Source organism: Aliivibrio fischeri, from assembly GCA_038993745.2.
Taxonomy (GTDB): Bacteria; Pseudomonadota; Gammaproteobacteria; order Enterobacterales; family Vibrionaceae; genus Aliivibrio; species Aliivibrio fischeri_B.
Map to the genome: position 1 here is coordinate 1,246,224 of CP160630.1, position 24,703 is coordinate 1,270,926.

The window sequence follows — 24,703 nt, forward strand, 5'->3', positions numbered from 1 at the left end:
CCTTCAATAAAACTATAAACGTGAAGGTTTCATTGGTTTTCTTGGCAAACATTGTCCTTCATAACCAAATGGCGATTCTAGCGCTTTCTCCCATAGACTTGGAACGGCGTTTTCTTTATATGTTAATAATTTACCTTGCTCTTTAAAAAGTAAGATTTCTAACGTGATCCCATTGTTATTTGAAGTAAAGGTGTTAATTAAACCTGTTCCGTTTTCAAACATACCTTCATAGAAACCTTTTTTTCTATCGTATAGATTAGAAACATGATCGAATAATAAATCAGTATATTCTGTATCCCACAGCGCCCACATCCCCATCGCACCTTTAACTGCAACTGCTGAGTATTGTGGTAAAAACTCACCATTTTCCGAAATAGTATTCCAAGCAAATCCATCTGTATAAATAGTGTCATAAACAAAATAAGGGGCACCAGCTAACTGATGTTCTGTTCTTGCGGTAATAATCCCTGTTTGCTTATAACGCTCTTCTTGTACTCGATATATATTTAGAGCAAATTCTGCCATCCAACCATTCGAATAACTTGTATCATGAGGACTCTTATCTGTGGTTAAGTCCCATCCAAGTTCTATCGCATCCAATACATAGCTTTCTGTTACTACATAACTGTGAGCCTTCAGCTTCCTTGGGTCTCTTGTATCGTAAGGAATGTCATAACCATATAAATTAATGGTTCCATATGGCTCAGGCATTGATGCTTGTGTCGTATCAAATCCCCACAGTTGAAAACCTTTTGCTGCATATTCTTCGTAACCTAATCGACCTTCTTGAAGGTATTGCACAGGTTTTCCATTCTCTAATAACGCCCCAAACATGGTTCCATTTTCATCTACAACATTACAAAAATTCCAACGTAAAACAACCGAATCAATGCTCGTTGCAAACTCTGGATATCTATTTTTCAATATATGAAGCCAAATAAGTAAACGCCCTAAATCAAGAGCAGAGTAACCAATTTCGCCAGGTTGATTACCATAATCCACTTTTGCTCCATTCTGAGTGTTATATGCTTTATTTGGTAATTCACCTTTAAATAAATCCAATGTATTTAGTGTTGTGAGAAATTTGATTAAGCGAATATCAAACTCCTCTTTTTCTATAATTCCAAGCTCATAAGCACTCGTCATCCCAGCTAAATACGAAGCAGCATCCCACCATGTTACTGAAGGATAATTATTTACCGCATTGACCAACCCCGTAGATTCTTGATAATTATTTTCAAAATAAGTCCAGGCTATACGTGCCATATCCATTTCTTTTTCGGTTAACTTACCTTGGCGAGCCATTGGAGTGACCCAATGATCTTTTTTTTCTACTATATCTTCAGAAAAATGGTTGTATTTATTTCCGCAGCCCGCCAAAACTAAACCCAGCAAACCTATTGAGATATAACGCATCATTATCCTCCTTAATCTTGCTACGATTTACTTAGCGCCAACGCTTAAAAGTGGGCCATTTTCGATATACGCAAGAGACTCAAGTACTATCCCATTTGTGTTAGCTGTTATCGCTTTATTCTTTGTACCATCAGATTCATAACGTCCTGAAAACCATCCTTTCTTTTCAGAGTAGAGTGTATTCACTTCATTAATTAATATATTGGTATAATCTGTTTTATATAACGCATACCAACCAAAAGCAGCTTTGGTAGATAGTGATTTGAATTCTGATGCATCTTCACCTGTATCTGTAATTGCGTTCCACTCTTTACCATCAGAAAAAACGGTGTTGTAAACAAAATATGGTGCCTGATCTAAATTATCCTCACTAACCGCAGTCACAATTCCCGTATCTCTATAACGGTTCTCTTGAGCCTGATAAACACGATGAGCAAAAATTTTAGATACACTATCAGCACCAAACTCTAACCCATCTAATATATATGACTCACTAACGACATAGTTATGTGCATGATATTTTGCAGGATCACGCAAGTCCGTTGGTATCTCAACACCACTAATGGTTTTAAATTCTAGATAATCGATATATTTCATCGCATTAAATACATCTCGCCCCATTAAGGACATGGATTTAGATGCGTATTCTTCATACCCAATACGACCTTCTTGTACTAATTCAAATCCATCAGATGTAGCAGAAAGGCGGGCTCCATATAAATAACCCTCTTTGATCATGTCACCTACATGCCATGCATTAAGAACATTATTTACCGATTTATTAAATTCTGGATACTGCCAAATCAAAATATTAAATGGTACTAAGATTCGTCCAATATCAATAGCCGACCAACCAATACCATTCGGAGTCGGACTATTACTATAATCCACCATTTCTAATGTAATCGTGTTATATGCTTTATTTGGTAATCGATTATTGACTAAAGGCAGTCGAGCAAGTGTATGTAGCGCCTTTTCCATACGAATATTAAATACATCTTCAGTAATTACATTCAACTTTTCAGCTGAAATTAGCCCATTAAATACGATGCCGTATCCCACATGGTGGTAGATGGGTAACCATCAACTGAATTTACAAGTCCTGTATTTTCTTGATAATTATTTTCGAAATACTTCCATGCGGTATTCGCCCATTGATACTCTTCTTGAGTTAATATTCGACTAGGTTTGAGTGGGATTTTTTCTTCATGTTCAAAAGTAATATTCCCTAAAACCTGTGACGTCTCACGAGTTTCAATTGCAAATGAAATAAACAACGCAGTCGCTAACCCTAGTATAAATACGATATGGTGGCGAGCATTTATCAATGCCTTTCTAAATTCCATATTTGACTTCCTCTTGCCCTTGTTCTGATTGATTTTGTTGCTCATCATCGTTTGATTTAGGACTCCAAAATGCCGAAGCTATCATTCCCCACATAGCCAGCATATTGTTAATAATCCAAAATGTATTTAGTACTAATCCACCAAATGAATAACTTCCATAAGCACCAGTTGAATATCCCGTCCATGCGTAAACAACGCTAAACAAACTCAAACTAAACACAGCGATTTGTGGGATCACCAACTTAACAAAGTTACCACTCTGCCTCTCTTTCGGTGTTGTAGGAAAACTAATTTTCTTCCCTCTAAGAACAGTCCATAGCGCTTTAAAATTAACTGGAAAGAAAGATAAAAAATTTGTTTTACCTTTATAACCAGCCACTCCCATGTCCCAACCATCATTGCTAATTCAGCCGTCAAAACAAAAGGTAGGAAATGCAAATAAAAGGTCACATCATAAGCGCTAACTGGAGCAATACTTGTTAAGAAATAAACAATAGGACAAAGTAAAAAAATGATGTTCCAAATTGCCGATAAATTGGACCAGAAACTCGCTCCATACATAAGTTTTTGTTTAAGACTCATCCCTTTTCTAAACAATGGATTATCATTCATGAAAATATCAATCGAGCCGCCTGAATATTTAAACCGTTGTACTGTCCACGTCTGTAAATCTTGTGGGGACAACATTTTACTTTCGACTTGAGGATGTAAAACAGACCGCCAATTACGCTCTGAATCTGAATGCAAAACTAAAGAAGTATATAAATCTTCAGACACGTGGAACTTATACGGAGTGAATTCAGTATCAATAAAGATCTCTTGTTTCAAATTATCCGAAACATCTTTATCAACGACCTTTTCCTTTGTCATTTTTCTAATCTGTTTTTCTATTTCAGATTGTTCTTTTATGATTTGCTCACTATAACTACGAAGCGCAGCTTCCATGACCGCTTCTCGTCGATGTATGGAGCCAGCTCCACAGCAAAACGATGCATTAGCCCAATTTCTACGACGTTGTATTACGTCATAAAACATTTGTGGATCATTAACAAAAGGATCTTCACCTAATGTCACCGGCCCATATATTTTTTCTATGCCTCGACCAATACATGCAGACCAATTTCCCAATTTACGCTGCATAAATTGCGGTAGTCTTTCACCTTCAGGTATATCAAAGAACCATTGAGGAGTTTGTACCCATGCAACATCTGGATCTCTAAAGTACCCTAAGGTGTGTTCTAAAATCGTTGGAAATGGTCTTGTGTCTGCATCACAGATAACAACAAAATCACCGTAGGTTTGTTCCATTGCGTTTCGTAAATTTCCGGCTTTAAATCCTGTATTACCTTCTCGAGTAATATATCCGATATTCATTTCTTCAGCTAATTTAGCCATTTCTTCACGTTTACCATCATCAAGAATAAAGATTTTAATATCAATATCATGAGGATACGTTATCTTTTGAGCATCAAGTATACTCAATTTTACCAATTCAGGTTCTTCATCATAAGAAGGGAAAAAAACATCCACACTAATTGGTCTATTTTCATCAGTTTCAAGAACACATTCTTTTATTTTATATGGAGCGGGCTTTCTTGGTTCATCCTGAGTTTTCCAAAGATTGAAAGTAAATAAGACCGAGCCAATAAAAGCACACGATTCTGCAAAAGCTAAAGGCAAAGAAAACCATAATGCATCGTAGTTAAGAGCAAAGCTCCAACGCCACCATAAATACCAGATACCCAAGGTTAAATTACATGTTGCCAAATATTGATAAGTTAATTCACGAAAATGACTGTGAGGGACAGGTTCGGGAGGGCTTCTATCTTCATATTTACTAAAGTAAAAATCCATTTATTTTCTCCAAGATGAATATGGTAACCAGCATTAAAAAATCGAAATAGCTAATACAAACAACTTAGGATAGAAAAGAGCAAAAATGTAATTAAAAAAATGTTTTTAACTCAAACAAAGTATCTTTTTTATATATCTAAGCAATAGCTGATAATTTTTCTCTTTCAATTAACTTTAATGACCAATTTATAATATTATCAATAGATTGAGGTTTACTGATGTAATACCCTTGTACGTAATCACAACCTAGCTCTTGCAACTCGCAGAATAAGTGTTCATCTTCAACACCTTCAGCAACCACATTACACCCTAAGCTATGAGCAAGATAAATCGTTGACGCTACAATTGCATAATCACTATTGCCAATGGCCATATTTCGAATAAAAGATTGATCAATTTTAATTTGATTAAATGCCAAGACTCTTAATAAAGATAAAGAGGAATATCCTGTACCAAAATCATCAATGCTGATGTAAAAACCTAACTCTGATAATTTAGATAACATTAGATAGGCGGCATCAACATCTGACATTAAAGCACTTTCTGTTATTTCTAAGATCATACTAGATGGCTCAAGATGCTTATTGGCTACCATATCAAACAATTGGTTATACAAATCATCGTCATATAAATCTAACGTTGATATATTTAGATGAACTTGGAAATTTAAATTGTCATTTTTTAATCTAATAATATCTGAAGTAACTTGGCTCACAACCCATTTCGTTATCCCTTTGATATAATTGTTTTTTTCTGCAATCGAAATAAATTTATCAGGAGGAATCATGCTTCCGTCTTTTTGTGGCCAACGAATCAATGCTTCATAACCATGTAGAGTTTTATCCATGCTATTGACGATTGGTTGATAGTACAGCTCAAATTCTTTATTCGGAATCGCATGAACTAATTTACTTAAGATATCAACTTCATCATTAATAGATTGTGCATAATTTTCTGAATAAAAGTCTATAACCAAACCTAATTTCTTAGCCTTATAACAAGCAATATCAACTCGTTTAAGCATCTCATCTACGCTATCTATATCATCAGAGTAAATCACATTGCCTATAATTGGTTGAAGTATGAAATTTTTCCCTTTCATTTTAATTGGTTGGATGAGCAATTCATATACATCTAAAGCTATACTATTTATTTTATCTTTATTCGTTAAATTACCAATAATCAATATCTCATTATTATCATAAAAAATTGATACATTAGGATCATTACGATGTTTTTTAACGATTAAAGATGCATAGGATAATATACTATTAAATGTTCTATCAGAAGAGTATTCAATCAAAGCTCTATGATTCTGAATTTTAATTTTAGTAAGGTTAAATGGAATGCGATTTTCAATTCTACCTTCAATCACAGCTCGGTAAACTCTTGATTTATTAGTGATAACATTGCTATGATCTTGTGTTTGAACATTCTGATTTATTTTATTTGTCACTAATATACAGACAAATGCTAATTGTGTTAAAAATGTAACACTAATTAGCATTGATAAGTCTATATAATTTTTAACCCCTTTTTCCAAAAGAGAGTTTTCAATATAAATAAATCCTATAAAATAAATAAGAAGCAATATAGATATTAATATCTTCTTTGATAACTCATTATTTTTTATAATATCATAAATACCTTTAGATAATAAAACCAAAGATACAACATTGGCAAACAACAATAATTTTAAGATAACGTCATTATCCATACAAATACAACCTCAACATATCTATGACATTAAAAAGAATAGTACTACCCTAAAGCTATTTCTAAATCCAACTTATTTTTCTTAAAGATAGTATTCAATTTAATGAGTGTTTCTGATTGTATTTGTCTTACTCTTTCCTTTGATAAATCCAAATCTCTACCTAAGTCTTCTAGCGTCTTAACTTTACATCCAAACAACCCATATCTATTAATAATAATTTCTTTTTCTCTATAATTTAGTGAATCAATCCAAGAAGATAAATTCTTATCTAAATTATCTTGAGATAAAGAACTGTCAGGTTCCAAAGCTCTATCTTTCGAAGAAAGCTCAAGAAATTTAGGTGGTGTTTCATCACTACTGGCTGAATGGCAAGTAAGTTGACTTGGTATTAAGCTTATAATTTTATTTACTTTAATTTGTTCTTCTTCACAATAAGAAGAAATATCCCTGATCGAAGGTTCACGCTTTAACGATTTAGATAATTCACGAGCAGCTCTCAGGTAAATATTTAACTCTTTTGTTATATGAACAGGAAGACGAACCGTTCTAGAATGATTGAAAAGCGCACTCTCAATCGATTCTCTAATCCACCATACCGCATAGGTTGAAAAACGATAGCCTAATTCTGGGTTAAATTTTTCTATCGCCTTAATCAAACCTAAATTGCCTTCTTCGATAATATCTAAAATGGCTAAATCTGTTTGATTCCTTGTTCGATATTTATTAGCAACTTTAACAACAAGTCTTAAATTAGATTCGATTAATTTATTCCTCGCCGATATATCCCCTTTTTTATAAAGTCTGCTATAAATCAATTCCTCTTTTGCTGTAAGTAATTGATAACGATTTATCTCTTTCAAATATATTGAATAAGAATCTTTTAGATCCTGTTCTTCACAGGCTTTCATATCTAACTTTGCATAAGCCATAACATATCCTTGTACCTAGCTGTTTTATATTTATTGTTATCAACTGTTTTTTCAGTTGTGAATAAACTATGGTACAAACCCTAACAAGCGGCAATACCGTAAACTATTTTTCATTAAAAAAAAGAAAGAATTGTTGCCACGATCACAACTAATTAATATTCATTCTCAGAATTAAGACGACAATATATTGACACTGACTTATTTACAAGATAGACAATAAAAACATCACCATAAATAGAAACGATAAAATAACATTTACATTCAAACGTCTTTTAAGATAGAAACTTACTGTTTGTCTTAGAGTCTTTAAAATAAACTAATAATTGATATTTATAACAATAAATTTCAGATAAAAACAAAAGATAATTATCTGTTTTTCGATTTTTTTATCCTATGCTTTGATCATAGGTCTGCATTTGGTCTCTTAGAAACAAGGATTGTTTATGGCGCTACTGAATCGTTTTTCTATAAAATCAAGGGTTCTAACCATTACTTTTATTCCCTTACTTATTCTATGCTTATTTTTAAGTAAAGAAATACATCATCAGATAAAAAACATTAATACTCTAAACATTCTTAAAAAGAATTTAGAGTTAAATAGATTATTATTTTCCTATACGAATTCAATGCATTTTGAACGAGAAAATCTATTGCTTAGTGAAAACAATTCAACAATAAAAACAGATAGTGATATTTATATAAATAATATGCTACTCCAAACGACAGATGCAGACTCATCAGAATTGCATAGTGCTATAAACAAATTAGAGCGCATTACTAATGAGAAAAGTTCGCTAAGCGACATCATAAATCGCTCTGAATTACAAATGAACAATATCAGTAATGTGTATAATATTTTAGCGAAAAAAAACACCGTTATTCCTTTCATTAGCATTAATCAAAAACTAGCTTTACTACATCGATTAGAACTAATCAATTATTGGACCTTAAATGAAAATTGGTACACTCAACTAAGCACTCTGTTACCATCTCAACAGTTTGAAAAACAAATTGATCGTCTCCATTACCAGCAGCAACTATACGCAAAAGAACTGATTCAAATAAAAAACTTCAATTTAGACCTTCAAGAGTTGAAAAAATCATTCACGGCAAAATCACCATCTCAAATAAATATTGATAACTATTTATCTCTTACGAAAACAGCAGTAAACACTACCTTAACAGAGTTAACGCAAGAGATCATAAGCGAATTAAAGAACCAACAGCTTATTGCTACTGGTCAGGTTATTTTACTAATTTCTATTTTTTTGTTCATTTCAGTTATTGGTTTATCTCTATCAGTACGAATCCGCTCCTATTTAAAATTAATATATTCATCAATGTGTAAAATAGAAAGAAGTCATAATTACAGTATGAAGTTACCTATAGATGGAAATGATGAACTATCTTTCTTTTCAAAGAAAATAAATAAGTTAATAGCTAAACGTCGCTTAAGTGAAGAAACATTAATTTCTGCTAAAGAAGAAGCAGAGAACTCCAACCATGCAAAAACAACATTCCTTGCAAATATGTCACACGAGATAAGAACTCCACTCAATGGAATTATAGGAATGTCGAGCGTGTTAGCTGAAACTAAACTCACCCCAATTCAACTGGATTACCTAAATACAATAGAAACGTCATCACAAACCTTACTAATTTTAATTAACGATATTTTAGACTTATCAAAAATTGAAGCAGGAAATTTTGCAATTTATACTCAACCTAGCAACATACGTGAAATTATATTCGATACTCTTTCCGTTGATATAGCAAAAGCAACCGAAAAGAATCTAGATTTACACGTTTTTATTTCTCCTGATGTTCCAAACTATCTAAATCTGGATGAACATAGAATCAAACAAGTTTTAATGAATTTAACGTCTAATGCGATGAAATTTACATCAAAAGGGTTTATTTCTATTTCGATAGAGTTCTCACATTTAATGGCGAATAAAGGAAACTTAACCATTTCTGTCAAAGACTCTGGCATCGGTATAAATACCAATGTAAAAGAAAATATTATCAACCCATTCATACAAGGCGATAGCTCAATCACTAGACGTTTTGGTGGTACCGGATTAGGGTTAACAATCACCAATCAACTTATTGAATTAATGGGAGGAAAATTAGACATAGAGTCAGAACCAGAAAAAGGGAGTTGCTTTTCTTTCCGCATAAAAACTGATTTTATTAATAAAAAATTTCAAATACCAGAAAAGCTTAAACAACGAACGATTATATTAGTTGATGATAACTCAGGATTGTCTAAACAATTAACTCAAGAATTACATCGCTACCAAATTAAAAATATCATAGTTAAAGATACATCCGACAAAATCACGATTTTTGATAGCAGTAAAGCGATTATCTTATATTGCGTTACTAGCTGCTTAGAAGAAAACTGTCGAGATAAACTAATCAGAATTCACAATCAAAATTTAAATACACCTTTAGTTCTTGTTCAAAAACACAAAAGCCGTATCAATACGCTTGATTCTATTATTGATGGCTTAGTAACGTTCCCTATATTAGGACACCGTTTTATTAAAACCTTAGAAAACTCACTAAGTATTCATTTAGAAAATCTAGAATCTATCAACAATATACTTCATCCGGCTTCTTTAAATTCAAAGAAATTAAAGAGAAAAAAAGAGTTAAGCAAAGAGCATATCCTTATTGTTGAAGATAACCTTGTAAATCAAAAAGTAGCGTCGTTATTTCTTGGTAACTCAGGATACACTTTTGATATAGCAAGTAATGGACAAGAAGCTGTTGAAAAATTCACAGATAGCAAAGCATACAACATCATTCTTATGGATTGTATGATGCCTATAAAAGATGGATTTACAGCAACAAAAGAAATTAGAAAAGTAGAAAAAGCGCAAAATAGGAAGAAAATACCTATCATCGCTTTAACTGCCAGTATCCTAGATCAAGATATATCAAAATGCTATGAATCAGGGATGGATGATTTTATAGCAAAACCTTTCAAAAAAGAGATTTTATTAGAAAAAATCATGACGATAAAATAAGGATAACGCATGACTTCGGCTTTTAATCCAACATCGGGTACTCTCAATCTGTCAAACTTCGATATACTTATCGTCGATGACTGCCAAATATCGTCCATGTATTTATTTCAGTTAGTTAAACAACTTGGTTTTACACAAATAGATAAAGCTTACTCATATCAAGATGCCATAAAATGCTGTGCAAAAAAAAGATACGCATTACTCTTCATTGATTTTCATCTTGAACAAGCGATTAATGGCTCAGAATTACACGATCTACTTAAGGAAAAAGGCTTTATATCTCCTTATGCAAGAGTTATTACGGTATCAGGAGATAACACCACACAAACGGTTATTGGCACGATTTCAAAAGGACAGGGAGACTATCTATGTAAACCAATAAATAAAGCCACGCTGCAAAACAAAATACAAAATGCCTTTTCTGAATATCAGCTTTTTAAGAAGCTGTATAAACTTTTAGAACAACATAAATATGACGAATTATTATCCACAGCAGTATCAATAGCTGCTCATAAAAACATTGTTGAACTCGACATATTTCTTATTGATTTCCTCTATGAGCACGATAAAAACCTTCTGTTAAAACTGACACAGGAAACAACGTTTAGTAATAGAAAAAACTACATTCTGGCGCGTTTAAAAGTACAAAATGAAAAAAAATTATTGCATCCACTTAACTTAATACAAGCAACAACACAACTTTGCGAAAAACATCCATTATTCGTTCAAGCGTTTGATTTTTTAAGCTTATTACAAATAAACATTCAACATTATGAAGAATCATTAAACTCAGCTTTAAATGCGTTAGCCCTAACAACAAGATCTCCACATCGATCCTTATCCGTATTAAAGCTATCTTTAATATGTAATGACAAAAGTGAATTTCTAAAAGCAAGCCACCTACTTGCAAGTCATTTACCTATTTCTTCTCCTAGCTGGTGTTCGTATCTATCTGAATGTTTAAGTTATTTTAACAGTTATATTCAACAAACCACATCAGAAATAGATAAGAAACAATTAATTTTAGAACAAAAAAACTTCGTACGTCGTTGTGAATACCGTCTAACTGAAAAACAAAAAGTGCAACTAAATATTCTATACAATTATTCAATAAGCAAACGCTTAATTGAAGAGGGGCAAATAGCAAAAGCAAAAAGATTAACCTTAAAAGCCACCACCTCTTTTTATGATAACCTGCACCAACTCAACACGATTGTATTGATCGAATTAATGTATTTACTTTCTTTTTTTGGTGAGCTTTGGCTTATGACCAAGGTCAATACTGTATTGAAAACAAAAACAAATTTAGATAACTATTGCCGAGATTGTCTTAATATATTAAAAAATGATTCTGAGCTAATTCAATCTATAGCTCAATTATCCATTACGATAGAAAAACTTTCTGATTCTAAAACTGAACAACCGACATTTGATCAGCTCTCGAACGAGCTACAGCGCCATCCCTACTCCTCTGAATTGTGTATTAATTTTTTAGAAAAAATTATTAAATTAAGCCAAGATCTCCCTAATAATTTAAACAAAACAATAGATTTAATTAACGAAATGCCACTTTCCTTAGAACTAAACCTACGCCGAGATGCGATATTAAAACAATTACATGCTCATATAGATATTGATAATGAATTATCATTGCACGTATCTCAATCTCCTTCGACATTGAATATTCCTTCATTTATTGCAAACAGATAACGCAAGCAATTAACGTAAACCAAAATAAAAAAGCCACGTAGTACTACGTGGCTTTGCAATAATCACATGGATTATTTTAATTTAATACCATTCCCATTGAGTACCATCTACAACAAACTTTTTCTGTTGTGGATCACTACCATCATATAACCAAATTTCAACAACACTTTCATTCAAGCTATCAGCAATTGCAAATTCAATATCAACAGCCCCATTAGTTAATGGCACATCTATAATTTTACTTCCATAATCAACAATATACCCTCCATCATCTTTCTCACTAAAACTCGAATAAACAGATAAATGTGCACGAGATGGTAAACTACCACTCAAATCGACAATTAACCGTTGATCATCTATTGGATTAAATGAAAACCCTTCAGGAGCAACTAGATCTTGTGTTCTTATTGGTTCCGGTTGATCATCTGCTGCTGGAGAACTTCCACTAGCATTCCCACCAGATGATGAACCTCCGCTATCACTACATGCCATTAAGAACAGTGCTGTTATCGATACAATAGCTATCTTATCCAAAATAATATTTTTCATAATAACGTCCTTTTCTTAATAGTATTTATTCGCAATAGCATTAGTTATGTCATACCAATCTGTATGAGTTTCACCACCTGATGTTGTGTAATCTGCAAATTGAGGATAGGCAACAACAAGGTCAACACGCTCTCTTGGCCATTTCCACTCATCATAAATAAGCAGAGCCCACGGCATATTATTGCTAGTTTTAAAATAACGAGACGTATTAGGATCACTCGTATCTTCTGCTAACTGATAAAAATTAGTATCAAATTTTTCAGTTGGTGCTTGGTCAGCTAAGTGAACCTCATAACTTCGACCTGGTGCTTGGGCAAAACTTGGACCATGGTAATAACCTGGAGTCGCATACAAGAATGGGTCATAAGGCATCGCAGGCATACTGCTAGTTGTAACTGGAGTCACAAGACTAAAATGTAACTCAAACTCAACACCGACATCCTCTCGGCAATCATCTAATGTTCTATAGAAATAACAACTGTAGCTCGATACTTCAATTGCATCATTGATCACAATAAAGCTTGCTTCTGTCATTCCTGATTCTTGAACATCACCATCTTGCAACACTGAATTGTAATATAAGCGTGTCTTATCTGAGTCGATATTAGTTGCATCAATACCGGCTAATCGTACAGCAAAACCACTATGATAACTTGCCCCAACAGCAACTAACTGGCCACTAATACTCACTTTAGCAACATCACCATCTTTTAATGTTTCAGTGATTCGATATCTCAAAACCATATCATTCATATCGTAATCAGCAGTCTCAGGCCAATTATCCTCATAAGCAATCGTTACGTAGCCGTCTGCTGAAGGAAAATGACGCTGTGATGTATTAGCGTCAACGATAGTAACGACATGATCCTCTACTTCACCTGAAGTTGAGCCACCATAATAAGCTAATCCTGTTTGTTGACTAAAACGGAATCTTGACCAAGTTTCACCAACCGTAGCGCCAAATGGCACACTGATAACTAAATTATTACTACCGGCTACTAGAGCTTTATCTGTAATAACTTGTTCACCATCATCAGAAAAATCACCATCATCATTCCAATCGAACCAAGCTGATAAATAACCAGTTGTTGATGCACTTACCGTAATAACAGAATCAAGTCCCGGTTCTAAAGCAGTAACAAAACCCACACCATCTTCATCATCACTGGTAATTGAATCATCTGAATCTGGAGACTGTGCTGCGTAATAATCACCATCTACTGAAGCTCCTAACCATGTTACTCCATCCATTTCATGACGAGCACCATTGGAAGCTAATGTTGTTCCATAGTTTGTATCTGGAGCATCACCGAAATCAATCGTAGCTGGTTCATCTGTATCAATAAGAGGTGCATTAGCACAACGGGCACCATCATTTTGGTTAGAATAAGGACCGTCAGCAAACTTGATTGCAGGAACAACACCTGAATCAATGATCGCTTGAGTAGATAAATTCACTCGATAAATTTGACCGTCTTGGTTACGTGATAAATATAAATAACCATCCACATCAAAATACATAGCACCAAAGGTGCCTAATTCACCGGTGTCACCAATATAAGTAGCAACTCCTGTATTGATATCGAATTCATATAACCCACCGCTACCATTATCTACACCATATAAACGACTGTTACTTGGATGAAAAGCAAAATCCGTTAATGATACCGACGCCGTTGAAGTAATTAATTGTGCAGTTAGAGTGGAGTTCACATTCGAATCTAAAGGAGATAGATCGATCTTATATAACCCCGTTCCACTACGATATACATAGTAGTGATGGTCATATACATCACCGACATAAAATGTTTTATTCGAAGGTAATCCATTTACATTTAACGTCGTTGCTTGAAAGTTTTGCCCTAACCGAACCACGTTATAATTCGTAGTATCAAAGCCATAAATATATCGGTCAGTCTCATTAAAACCAACCCCATTTATATTAGAAGATAATCCCGTATCATCTTGCAAAAGACTATTAGTCCCGGTAACTAAATTAATACCATAGACAGACACAGGTTTACCTTGAAATAAATACGCCTTACTTGGACACGAATCAAAAGCAACAGCAAACACTTTTGAGCTGACTAATAAAAGTATTAGCATTGTTATCTTAAAAAATTGATACATAGCTTCTTCCTTATAGTTATGGTGTTACTTTTTATAACCATTCAAAAGACATGCCAGAAATAACCCATTGTTTTTAAAGAACTTTAAATCACCCAACCTCTGTTTTTTTATTCTGACAATCAGTTTGCACTCAATTAATTTCATTTTAATAAATAAAAACGCACAGTAAATTCATCTTATTTTATTCAAAATAGGCGTATCAAAAACGACCTCATTTTTATCTCTTTACCTATCTGCTCTTAAGTCGATTCTCATTCTGCAAACTGCATTGCAAATTGAGAATACATCGCAAAAAAAAATAAAACAAAGGCTAACAAAAATTAACTTATTGATAAATAAAGACTAAATTTTTGGCACGCATACTGCTCTAGTAACTTTATCGAAACAACGAGGATTATTCCCTAGGAGCTTATTATGGAACTACATCAATTCGAATCAAATGCAGATATTTTGGTGCTATCAGTTCAAGGTGATATGGACGCCATCGGTTGTAGAGATATTCAACCATCCATCGATAGCGTGATTGAACAAGAACATCATCAAGTTCAAATCGATTTATCACACGTAGCCTTTTTAGATTCATCAGGTATTGGCGCTATTGTTTATCTATATAAACGACTTATAGAGAAAGATCGTACTATGCAGATTAAAAATGCACATGGTCAGCCACTAGAGTTACTAAAACTTCTACGTATTGAAAACGCAATTCCTGTTAATAAAACAACGCATTAATTAGTGCAAAACACCATTTTAACTGTATGACACATGGAGAGTTATAAAATGAAAAAAATATTAGGATTAGTTTTTGGATTACTTTCTGTGTCTGGTTGTACATCTTTTGCTGAACCAGGCAAAGGTGGAGAAGCTGAAAATTACCCACAAGCGGCTTTTAGCCCTGTCATGCCAGATCAACCTCTTGGACCTGAGCATGGACTTAGATTTGATTGGGAATTAGCAGCTCGCCACCTAGATATTCTGATTCTAGAAAAAGCAGAATGGTGTTTTCCTGCGACCGTGCATCAAGCGAAACAAAATGAAGCTCGTATTGCACGAGAATTAGAAGGAGGTTTACAACTGGATGCGGCAAATGACTTGGTTATTCAACGTAACTTGCTAAAACGATTAGAGCGCCAGTTAGATTACGTGAAACGCCAAGAAACCTGTCAACCACCGACAGATTCAAACAATGGAAACTCAGACATTGAGTTAGCTCAAAAGATTCATGACTTATTAAATCGAGACAATCAATTTGCTTTTAATTCCGCGGAATTAAACCCTAAATACATTGTTAATCTATCAGAAGCGTCACAATTACTAAATCAACATAAAGACTTTAAATTGCTTATTACAGGCCATGCTGATGCGTTAGGTGAAGAAGATGCGAATCAGAACCTAGCTCTTGAGCGTGCCAAACAAGTAAAACGTTACTTAAGTATTTTTGGTCTTTCGCAACAACGAATCCATGTTGATTCAGTCGGCTCAAATGATCCTTACCTAAGCGGTACTGAGCCTCATGTACGCCTAACCAATCGCCGAGTAACTATCGAGCTATTACAACTCGATCAACCACTAATGCTTGAAAAACCATCACACAATGAGGGCTAAGAACATGCGTATTATTCAAGTTCTACTTATCATAGTAATGCTGTCTCCCCTTTCTGTTTCTCAAGCGAAAGAGAAGAAGGATGTAGTTCGTGTGGGCGATATCATTTCAATCATGCTGCCCGGTGAGGACTCATTAAATAAAGGTTTTCAGGTCGATAAACAAGGACGCTTAATTTTACCTGAAATTGGACCAATCTCAGTGGTAGGCAAAACCGAAGCACAAATGGTTTCAACAGTAACATTAAATTTAAAAACCATTTTACAAGACTTAACTAATCTACAAGTGTTTATCAGTAAACGTCAGCTGATTGTGAATATTCAAGGATATGTAAAACAACCAGGTGAATATACACTGTCTGATGGCGACTCAGTACAACTGGCACTTTACGCAGCAGGTGGTTTACGTTCTGGTGCTCAACTTAACCGTCTACAACTGCGTCGTTCAAACAAAGTAACGACCTTTAACTATAAGGCGTTCTTAGATTCAGGTGATCAAGCCCTTCTACCCACTCTGCAATCATTAGATACCTTATTTATCCCAGCTTCTCCTATGGTTGGTAATATTGAACAAGAATTTGACCCAGCAAAATTATCCCAAGCTGGTGACGCTGCCGATGGAAAGAAAGCAATCAAAGTATTTGGTGAGGTAAATTCTCCGGGTACTTTTTCATATAAAGATGGCAGTAACCTTGTTGATGTTCTAATGAGAGCGGGTGGTGTAACTCGCTACGCAGGTGTCGAACAAATTCGAGTAATCTCTAAAAACCAACCAGCCTTGTTTAACCTTAAGCGTTATTTAGATACTGGGGATTCTAATCTATTACCACCATTAGAAGTTGGCTCAACCATTTTCGTACCTAAACAAGAAGAAGAAATTAAATCAGGCTCTAATATGGTGTATGTCATGGGTGAAGTCGCAAAACCCGGTGCTTTTGAAGGGAAGAAAGGCGCAACGTTTATGGATATCTTAGCCAATGCTGGAGGCCCAACACGTTTTGCTGAATCTCGTCAAATCCGAGTAATTAAAGCCAATGGGGCGGTGATTAATTTTGATTTATCAGGTTACACCGAAGGTACAAACTATCAACGACCTCCAGCAATTGCTGCCGGTGATGCGATTTTTGTTCCTGAAAAAACCGATATGAACGAAAAATCATGGTTAAAAATTGCGCCTAGCCGTGCCGTTCGTGTCCTAGGAGAAGTACAACACCCAGGACGAATTGAATGGTCAGATGAAATGTCATTTTTAGATTTACTGGCGCATGTAGGTGGTCCAACTCTACGTGGAGATACCACAAGAATTGAAATTGTAACTCCAGATGCAAGCGGTAAGAATCATGTTTATACCTTTAACTTAGATTCATTTATATCAAAAGGAAAACCCGATTCAGCACTACCAACCATTCGTGCAGGCGCGACTATTCGAGTTCACGATTTACCTCAAGATCCATCAGACAACAAATCACAATGGGTACGTCAAAGTTCTGATAGCTCAATTTATGTCTTTGGCCAAGTAAATGCTGCGGGCCGCTATCGTTTTACCAATGATATGCATTTCCTAGATATCTTATCGGCGGCTGATGGCCCAACCATGGATGCCGATATTCACAATATTCGAATTACTCACAGAGATAAAAGTTATGCTCGTGTAAGTAAACTAAATCTAGCTTTATATTTTGAAACGGGTGATGAATCCCTACTACCAAAAGTAAAAACAGGTGACACCATTTATATTCCTGAAAAAAATCGTATTTGGGTCGATGAAAGTAAAGAAACCACCATTCGTGTGCTAGGAGCCATCAATAAACCCGGTCGCTATCGTTTTAATGATTCAATGACATTACTTGACCTATTAGCAGAAGCCGGAGGTCCTAGTGATGTGGCTTATCTTGAAAAAATCAGTGTGGTAAACCATTCATTGAATGAAGGACAAGCAAGAACCTTTGACCTTGTTGAGTTCAGTCGTACTGCTGATTTTAGAAGCATTCCCGTACTAAGAGCTGGCGATACCGTATATATTCCAAATAAAGACGAAAGCACAATGGAGCAAGTACGTGTTGTAATGAAAGATGTTTTCCAAGTTGTCGCAACCATTGCCTTGATAGGAGCATTATAATGAGGATCCCATCGTGCCATATGGAAATTGAACAAATCTTTTTGCAATTAGAGCAACAAGATAGCCGTTCACTTTGCATTACATCAACCAATTCTGGTGAAGGAGTAAGTTCATTGGCTCAAGCATTAACTGAGCGACACTTACTTGCTGGCTATCGAACACTATTGGTTGATCTTAATCTTCAAAATCCAAGTTTAATACCACTGTCATTTATACCAAACGATACCGATGTAGCTGAAACAAACTCTCATTATCTGACTTTCTCTCAACACAATAGTGTCGTGCTTTCAGGTCTTGCTGTGCCCACAAATAAAGCGGAAATCGTCGAATTGCGTCAACCCAAAAACTTGAAAAAGCGAATTGATACTTGGTTAAAAGAGTTCGATAAAGTCATTATTGATGCTTCATCTGTTTCACAACTCAATACCAACAATATTCCAGCTCAAACTATTGCTGGCTGTTGTGAAAGTACCCTTATGGTTATTTTGTCTGGTCAAACACTTCAAACCGAATTTAAAGATGCACTAGAAAAGCTAGAACATCACAACGCAAATATTATTGGTCATGTTTTTAATGATAAATACCAACCAAGTTTAAAAAATGAAATTTGTAGAGAAATCCAACGTTTATCTTTTTTACCAAAAAAAATATCAACTAGACTTATCGCAATAGTCCAAAGAAACCGATTTTTATCAACAGTGGTGTAATCATGAATTCTACTTTACTTTTTTCAGATACAAAGCCCACATCACTAGAGTCGGTGAGAGTGTTGCGCCAATCGTTATCTAAAATTCTTAAAAATCTTGAAATAAATACGACCGTATTGAATCAATGCTTATTGTGCTTTTCTGAATGGAGCACCAATCTAGTTTTACACCCTATTCAACCAAGTAAAAACATCAGCCTAACTCTGCGAAAAAGCAATAGTCACTGGCAAATAGACATTATTGATGATGGTATACCTTGGGATCCAACTGAACAGCATAAAGAATCCGAACTCAGTGAATTTTCATTAAAATGTGGCGGGCGAGGGATTGATATCATTCAAGATCAAACTGATGATATTAGATACAAATCGACAATAGAGAACAATACATTAAGCCTATTATGGGAGCGTTCCCCTTCCCATAAACACCCTCATATCTTAATTGTTGAAGACGATGCAATTCAATCAAAGTTACTTCAGGCGTATCTTAAATCCAATTTTTCAATAACAGCAACAACCAATGGCAGAGAAGCGCTGCAATTTCTACAGCATAACACCGTTGATTTAATTATCTCAGATATTCAAATGCCTGAAATGAGTGGTTTAGAGCTAAGAACGCAACTAGAAAAAGAGAATAACTTTTCAATTCCGTTTATTTTCCTTTCTAATTTACAAGATACAAATACCGTCAATTGTGCTGCCGAATTAGGCATTGATGATTTTCTGCAAAAACCCGTACAAAAAACACAATTAATATACTCTATTACTCGTGTATTAGGCCGTTTCCACCAGGTCTATCACGCACTATCAGAACAACTTAATCAAAAAATCGCCCATACTCTATTACCACAAGTTGAGGCACACTCTGATAAATGGAAGCTGATCACACAGCAAAGAACCGCAGGTCAAGGCGGTGGAGATTTTACTTTATCCAGAGCTAACAATAATAACACTCTACTGCTTCTTGCTGATGTAATGGGACACGATGAAAGTGCCAAATTCTTTGCTTACGCTTATGCAGGTTATGTGCGAGGCCTAATGCAACATGCAGACCTCACACAACCATCGCAACTTTTATCTCAACTTTCAAATAATGCATTTAAAGACCAACTTCTATCACAAACAATGTTAACCACATGTTGCTTAAGTTTTATTGGTGATGATACGATAAAAATAAGTAGCGCTGGACATCCAAAACCTCTCCACATAACACCAAGGGGAATTAACATTATCGAAATTGAGGGGACACTTCCAGGATTGCTCCCTACAACTCATTATAAAGAAACCACAATATCAATGAAGTATGGAGAACGTTTAGCATTATTTACTGATGGGTTATTTGAATCAGGTGACACTATTTCTGAACGAGATACCTTAGAGAAGGCCATAAAAAAACAGTTAATAGAAACACTACATTTACCAATAGAGCAAGCTATCAACCAGATAATAAAAACTTTTGATGCTCTAGCGGGGACGCCACCCAATGACGATGCATTATTGCTGTTAATTGAGAATCAATAAAAAGCAAACATTGCAAAGGAGCTAACTATGACATTTCGACTTAAAACGATCATTGGTATCTCTATTATTCAGTGCATCATGTTACTGATCTTAGTATTTAGTTCTGTAAAATTTATTTCAGATTCTAATGAGCAAAGATTAATAGCAAGAGCCAATGCATCTGTGCATATGTTCTCCAATGCAATAAAAGATTCCATACTCAATAATCAATACGATAAGGTAGCTTCCTTAATGGATGATTTTATCGCGTTAGAAAAAATTTGTTATATTCGTATTTTTCGTGAAGATGGAAGCTTAATTGTTGAAGGTGGGCCGAAATTACATGAAGTAGCCAACCCAAACTCCTCAATTCTTCATAATGCGTCAGATGGTACTTATGACGTCATTTTACCAATAATCACCAATGATAAAACATTAGGGAAAGTAGAAATCGGATTTGGTACTCATGGTGAAAACACTTTCCTTTCTCAAGCTAAATCATGGATATATGCTATCGCATCCATTGAACTTATTTTTGTTATTGGGCTTTCGTTTTTACTTGGTAACGCCCTAACCCGCAATCTCCATAAACTAAAAAAAGCCGTTAACACCGTTGCTAGTCAAGGTCCTGGAGCACAAGTTGATATATCATCTACCGGAGATTTAGGTGATGTAGCACAAGCATTTAATACCATGTCTTTAAAGCTTGAGCAAAACTATCAAGATCTACAGCAAGCCAGAAATGAAGCAGAAGCAGCCAATAAAAGTAAAAGTCGATTTTTAGCTTCCATGAGTCACGAAATACGAACACCTATGAATGCTGTCCTAGGTTTACTCGCGATTTTAAAAGACATAACCTTAAAACCAAATCAAAAAGAGCTTGTTAATACCGCAACAGATTCAAGTGAACTGTTACTTTCAATAATTAATGATATTCTCGATTTCTCACGCATGGAAGCCAACACCTTCTACCTTGAAAATCAAACCTTTAACATACATAAAAGTTTAAATAGTGTACTCAAAACTTTTCATCCACAAGCACAAAATAAGCAATTAGAACTGTCATTAGCTATTGCTGATAATGTTCCATCCTATGTTCAAGGCGATGCTCACCGATTACGTCAAATATTATTAAATTTGGTTGGTAACAGCTTAAAGTTCACTGATGATGGGCAGGTTCAAATATTAGTTAATGCCGAAGAGCATGAAGGACGAATCCAACTACACTGCTCAGTCCAAGATTCAGGCATTGGTATACAGCAAGAACAATTAAAATATCTATTTGACGAGTTTACTATGGCAGATAACAGCTTTTCTCGAACTCATGAGGGGTCTGGTTTAGGGTTAGCTATCTGTCAACGCTTAGTCCATATGATGGATGGCACTATTACAGTGAACAGCCAATATGGTTTGGGCAGTGAGTTCTCTTTCAATATTAAATTAGATAAAGCCACACCAGAAGAAATTAACCGTCTATTATCAAATGAAAAAATAGAACAACAAAGAGATGTTGAGCAGCAAAAAGCCTGTGTGTTCTCTGATGCTAATATTCTTGTAGTTGAAGATAATCATGCGAATCAAATTGTCATTAAAAACACATTAAATTATGCAGGTTACTCAATTGATATTGCTCAAAATGGTAAAGAAGCGATAACAAAAGCAATTAATACCCAATACGATCTTATTTTTATGGATATATCCATGCCTGAAATGGATGGAATGACAGCAACAAAAAAAATTCGATCACTTTCAGATGCACATAAACACATGCCTATCATCGCACTCACAGCTCATGCCCTATCTGGTGATAAAGAACGATTTATAGAAGCTGGAATGACCGATTATCTTTCTAAACCTTTAATCGAAGTAATTTATTAGAATGCCTAGCTAAGTATTTGTTTAAAGAGAGCAAACAAGACCCTTCATTTTGCCAAGAATGTGACCTATGTGAGTTTAATGAATCAACCGAAGAACCTAAAAATATGGATAATGAGCTATTATTAGTAGATGAACAGATAATTCAGCAAATCATTACTGACACAGATGCGAGTGTCATGCCTGAACTAATCCGTTTTTATATTATTGAATCAAAAGAACGAGTAGAAACTATCTCCAATGCAGCAAAAAATAAAGATTTATATGCATTAGAGTTTGAGTCGCATACATTAGGAAGCAGTGCATTAACGCTTGGAAACGTCGCCTTATCTACGCTTGCAAGAGAAATTGAAATTCATTGTATTAATCAACAATTTGATGATGCGTTAGAAAAAGCAGCACATCTCCCTGATTTAGCGACACTTTCACTCGATGCACTTGAACAAAGAAATAAACAAGGTTTTTCAAAATAAAAGAATAAAATTTGCTAGGTAAAACAGGATGTTACTTATGCTACAAAAAGTATTATTAGTCGAAGACTCCACTTCTCTGGCTATCCTCTATAAACAATATGTGAAAGATGAACCTTATGAATTCTTTCACGTTACTACAGGGGAGCAAGCGAAGGCATTTATGGAAAAGAATCCACCACATTTGGTGATTCTCGATTTGAAACTGCCAGATATGTCTGGGCAGGATGTACTCGCATGGATGAAAGAAAAACAACTACCTACCGCTGTTATCATTGCAACCGCTCACGGCACAATTAATATTGCTGTGAACCTCCTACAGAATGGTGCAGATGATTTTATCGAAAAACCAATCCAAGCAGAACGATTAAAAACATCCATAGCTAACCATTTAAAACGCAACAAACTAGAAGGTCTAGTTGAAGATTTACAAAACACCTTCAATCGAAAACAATACCAAGGTTTTATTGGCTCAAGTTTACCTATGCAGGCCGTCTATAAAATCATTGATGCCGTCGCTCCGACAACAGCTAGTGTTTTCATCTATGGTGAAAGTGGTACGGGTAAAGAAGTATGTGCCGAGGCAATTCATTATCAAAGTAAACGCAGTAATAAGCCTTTTGTAGCCATCAATTGCGGTGCCATACCAAGAGATTTAATGGAAAGTGAGATTTTCGGTCATATAAAAGGCGCTTTCACTGGCGCCACCACCGACCGTAAAGGCGCTGCCATGTTAGCTAATGGTGGCACACTCTTTTTGGATGAGTTGTGTGAAATGGAACTTGAAATGCAAAAAAAATTATTGCGTTTCTTACAGACAGGACGATTCACTCCACTAGGTGGAAGCAAAGAACTCAGCACCGATATACGCATTATTTGTGCAACGAACCGAGACCCACTGACTGAAGTTAACGAAGGTCGCTTTAGAGAGGATTTATATTACCGAGTCCATGTTGTACCTATTCATATGCCACCACTACGTGAACGTGGAACCGATATCATTGATATTGCCACTTTCTTCTTAAAAAAATACGCAAAAGAAGATCATAAAAAATTTAAGGCATTAAAACGTAATGTTGAATTAAGACTATGCAATTACTCATGGCCAGGTAACGTACGTCAGCTACAAAATATTATTCGAAATGTAGTGGTATTACATAATGATACCCATGTAGCAATAGAGCACCTTCCACCACCATTAAATCAACCAGTAACCAATAAAGTTGCACCCGGTGCTTCTAAACCATCTTTTACAGCACCTTCTCAGCTATCAACAAATATGGAAACCGCTGAAGTTCAACAGAATCAAACAGAACAACAGCTATCCCCATCACCTGAAGGACAAACTTTAGAAACCAGTGCGACAGATGCAATTAATACTAGTGTAATTCGCCCAATGGCAGATATCGAACGTGAAGTCATTCAAAATGCCATCGATCATTGCGATGGTAATGTTCTTAATGCTGCCGTTCTCTTAGAGTTAAGCCCATCAACACTCTATCGTAAAAAGCAGGCGTGGGAAGCCTATGAAGAATCGGAATGATGAAATATGGTTACTGCTTGATAGCCGCGATTTTGGAGGCATCGAATCACACGTATTACAGCTTGCAAAAGGGATAAAGTCCTTTCAACGCTCAGTACGTGTGATTTTTCTATGCCGTTACCCTACAACCCACCCTTTAATCGCCCTACTTAATGAGGCGAATGTTTCTTATCGTTTTTTAGGGGGTCACTTTCGTCTCTAT

17 protein-coding genes and 1 pseudogene are annotated in these 24,703 nt (G+C 35.1%); 10 read left to right on the plus strand and 8 right to left on the minus strand.

The features are described 5' to 3' along the window. Positions 1–12 precede the first annotated feature (12 nt). From AAFX60_019965 to AAFX60_019990, 6 genes and pseudogenes are all read right to left on the minus strand, one after another. Complete coding sequence (locus AAFX60_019965) at positions 13–1,416, minus strand: DUF3131 domain-containing protein (GenBank protein ID XDF80167.1); 1,404 nt, start codon at positions 1,414–1,416, stop codon at positions 13–15. A gap of 27 nt (positions 1,417–1,443) precedes the next feature. Further along, positions 1,444–2,810, minus strand: a pseudogene (locus AAFX60_019970) (DUF3131 domain-containing protein). Beyond that, on the minus strand, positions 2,752–3,003 hold the full coding sequence (locus AAFX60_019975; GenBank protein XDF79410.1) for a hypothetical protein: 252 nt from the start codon (positions 3,001–3,003) through the stop codon (positions 2,752–2,754). The pseudogene AAFX60_019970 and the gene AAFX60_019975 overlap by 59 nt, the downstream one beginning before the upstream one ends. Then, positions 2,997–4,616 (minus strand): cellulose synthase catalytic subunit, encoded by a 1,620-nt coding sequence (locus AAFX60_019980; protein XDF79411.1) that lies wholly within the window; start codon positions 4,614–4,616, stop codon positions 2,997–2,999. Before AAFX60_019980 ends, AAFX60_019975 begins: the two co-directional genes overlap by 7 nt. Before the next feature lie 136 nt (positions 4,617–4,752). Then, on the minus strand, positions 4,753–6,333 hold the full coding sequence (locus tag AAFX60_019985) for a GGDEF domain-containing phosphodiesterase (GenBank protein XDF79412.1): 1,581 nt from the start codon (positions 6,331–6,333) through the stop codon (positions 4,753–4,755). Positions 6,334–6,377: 44 nt separating this feature from the next. Beyond that, complete coding sequence (locus tag AAFX60_019990) at positions 6,378–7,262, minus strand: sigma-70 family RNA polymerase sigma factor (GenBank protein ID XDF79413.1); 885 nt, start codon at positions 7,260–7,262, stop codon at positions 6,378–6,380. Between the two features lie 443 nt (positions 7,263–7,705). Here AAFX60_019990 and AAFX60_019995 point away from each other — a divergent pair, with 443 nt between their 5' ends. Both AAFX60_019995 and AAFX60_020000 read left to right on the plus strand, forming a co-directional pair. Beyond that, positions 7,706–10,297, plus strand: coding sequence for an ATP-binding protein (locus AAFX60_019995; protein ID XDF79414.1), 2,592 nt, complete (start codon positions 7,706–7,708; stop codon positions 10,295–10,297). Between the two features lie 9 nt (positions 10,298–10,306). Beyond that, a complete protein-coding gene (locus tag AAFX60_020000) occupies positions 10,307–12,007 on the plus strand; it encodes a response regulator (protein ID XDF79415.1) in 1,701 nt (566 codons plus the stop codon). 81 nt (positions 12,008–12,088) lie between these two features. Here the strand turns inward: AAFX60_020000 and AAFX60_020005 are convergent, their stop codons facing one another. Together AAFX60_020005 and AAFX60_020010 are read right to left on the minus strand one after the other, a co-directional pair. Further along, positions 12,089–12,556 (minus strand): hypothetical protein, encoded by a 468-nt coding sequence (locus AAFX60_020005; protein ID XDF79416.1) that lies wholly within the window; start codon positions 12,554–12,556, stop codon positions 12,089–12,091. Between the two features lie 15 nt (positions 12,557–12,571). Continuing rightward, positions 12,572–14,686: an LruC domain-containing protein gene (locus tag AAFX60_020010; GenBank protein XDF79417.1), complete on the minus strand. Its 2,115-nt coding sequence runs from the start codon at positions 14,684–14,686 to the stop codon at positions 12,572–12,574. Between the two features lie 414 nt (positions 14,687–15,100). Here AAFX60_020010 and AAFX60_020015 point away from each other — a divergent pair, with 414 nt between their 5' ends. The 8 genes from AAFX60_020015 to AAFX60_020050 are packed head-to-tail and all read left to right on the plus strand — an operon-like array spanning position 15,101 to position 24,501. Continuing rightward, positions 15,101–15,418 carry an STAS domain-containing protein gene (locus tag AAFX60_020015; GenBank protein ID XDF79418.1) on the plus strand — a complete coding sequence of 106 codons (318 nt, stop codon included), beginning with the start codon at positions 15,101–15,103 and terminating at the stop codon, positions 15,416–15,418. 48 nt (positions 15,419–15,466) lie between these two features. After that, positions 15,467–16,291 carry an OmpA family protein gene (locus AAFX60_020020; protein ID XDF79419.1) on the plus strand — a complete coding sequence of 275 codons (825 nt, stop codon included), beginning with the start codon at positions 15,467–15,469 and terminating at the stop codon, positions 16,289–16,291. 4 nt (positions 16,292–16,295) lie between these two features. Then, positions 16,296–18,407, plus strand: a complete 2,112-nt coding sequence (locus tag AAFX60_020025; protein ID XDF79420.1) for an SLBB domain-containing protein — start codon at positions 16,296–16,298, stop codon at positions 18,405–18,407. Between the two features lie 20 nt (positions 18,408–18,427). Continuing rightward, positions 18,428–19,114: a CpsD/CapB family tyrosine-protein kinase gene (locus AAFX60_020030; protein XDF79421.1), complete on the plus strand. Its 687-nt coding sequence runs from the start codon at positions 18,428–18,430 to the stop codon at positions 19,112–19,114. Between the two features lie 2 nt (positions 19,115–19,116). Further along, on the plus strand, positions 19,117–20,634 hold the full coding sequence (locus tag AAFX60_020035; protein ID XDF79422.1) for a SpoIIE family protein phosphatase: 1,518 nt from the start codon (positions 19,117–19,119) through the stop codon (positions 20,632–20,634). Positions 20,635–20,661: 27 nt separating this feature from the next. After that, positions 20,662–22,491, plus strand: a complete 1,830-nt coding sequence (locus AAFX60_020040) for a response regulator (protein ID XDF79423.1) — start codon at positions 20,662–20,664, stop codon at positions 22,489–22,491. Positions 22,492–22,508: 17 nt separating this feature from the next. Then, positions 22,509–22,961 carry an Hpt domain-containing protein gene (locus AAFX60_020045; protein XDF79424.1) on the plus strand — a complete coding sequence of 151 codons (453 nt, stop codon included), beginning with the start codon at positions 22,509–22,511 and terminating at the stop codon, positions 22,959–22,961. A gap of 37 nt (positions 22,962–22,998) precedes the next feature. Next, a complete protein-coding gene (locus AAFX60_020050) occupies positions 22,999–24,501 on the plus strand; it encodes a sigma-54 dependent transcriptional regulator (protein ID XDF79425.1) in 1,503 nt (500 codons plus the stop codon). The last annotated feature ends 202 nt before the right edge of the window (positions 24,502–24,703 follow it).

Bases quoted from the DNA above. Each gene is read 5' to 3' on its own strand.
- AAFX60_019965 (XDF80167.1), bottom strand. From the start codon at position 1,416: ATGCGTTATATCTCAATAGGTTTGCTGGGTTTAGTTTTGGCGGGCTGC.
- AAFX60_019980 (XDF79411.1), bottom strand. From the start codon at position 4,616: ATGGATTTTTACTTTAGTAAATATGAAGATAGAAGCCCTCCCGAACCT.
- AAFX60_019985 (XDF79412.1), bottom strand. From the start codon at position 6,333: ATGGATAATGACGTTATCTTAAAATTATTGTTGTTTGCCAATGTTGTA.
- AAFX60_019990 (XDF79413.1), bottom strand. From the start codon at position 7,262: ATGGCTTATGCAAAGTTAGATATGAAAGCCTGTGAAGAACAGGATCTA.
- AAFX60_019995 (XDF79414.1), top strand. From the start codon at position 7,706: ATGGCGCTACTGAATCGTTTTTCTATAAAATCAAGGGTTCTAACCATT.
- AAFX60_020000 (XDF79415.1), top strand. From the start codon at position 10,307: ATGACTTCGGCTTTTAATCCAACATCGGGTACTCTCAATCTGTCAAAC.
- AAFX60_020005 (XDF79416.1), bottom strand. From the start codon at position 12,556: ATGAAAAATATTATTTTGGATAAGATAGCTATTGTATCGATAACAGCA.
- AAFX60_020010 (XDF79417.1), bottom strand. From the start codon at position 14,686: ATGTATCAATTTTTTAAGATAACAATGCTAATACTTTTATTAGTCAGC.
- AAFX60_020015 (XDF79418.1), top strand. From the start codon at position 15,101: ATGGAACTACATCAATTCGAATCAAATGCAGATATTTTGGTGCTATCA.
- AAFX60_020020 (XDF79419.1), top strand. From the start codon at position 15,467: ATGAAAAAAATATTAGGATTAGTTTTTGGATTACTTTCTGTGTCTGGT.
- AAFX60_020025 (XDF79420.1), top strand. From the start codon at position 16,296: ATGCGTATTATTCAAGTTCTACTTATCATAGTAATGCTGTCTCCCCTT.
- AAFX60_020030 (XDF79421.1), top strand. From the start codon at position 18,428: ATGGAAATTGAACAAATCTTTTTGCAATTAGAGCAACAAGATAGCCGT.
- AAFX60_020035 (XDF79422.1), top strand. From the start codon at position 19,117: ATGAATTCTACTTTACTTTTTTCAGATACAAAGCCCACATCACTAGAG.
- AAFX60_020040 (XDF79423.1), top strand. From the start codon at position 20,662: ATGACATTTCGACTTAAAACGATCATTGGTATCTCTATTATTCAGTGC.
- AAFX60_020050 (XDF79425.1), top strand. From the start codon at position 22,999: ATGCTACAAAAAGTATTATTAGTCGAAGACTCCACTTCTCTGGCTATC.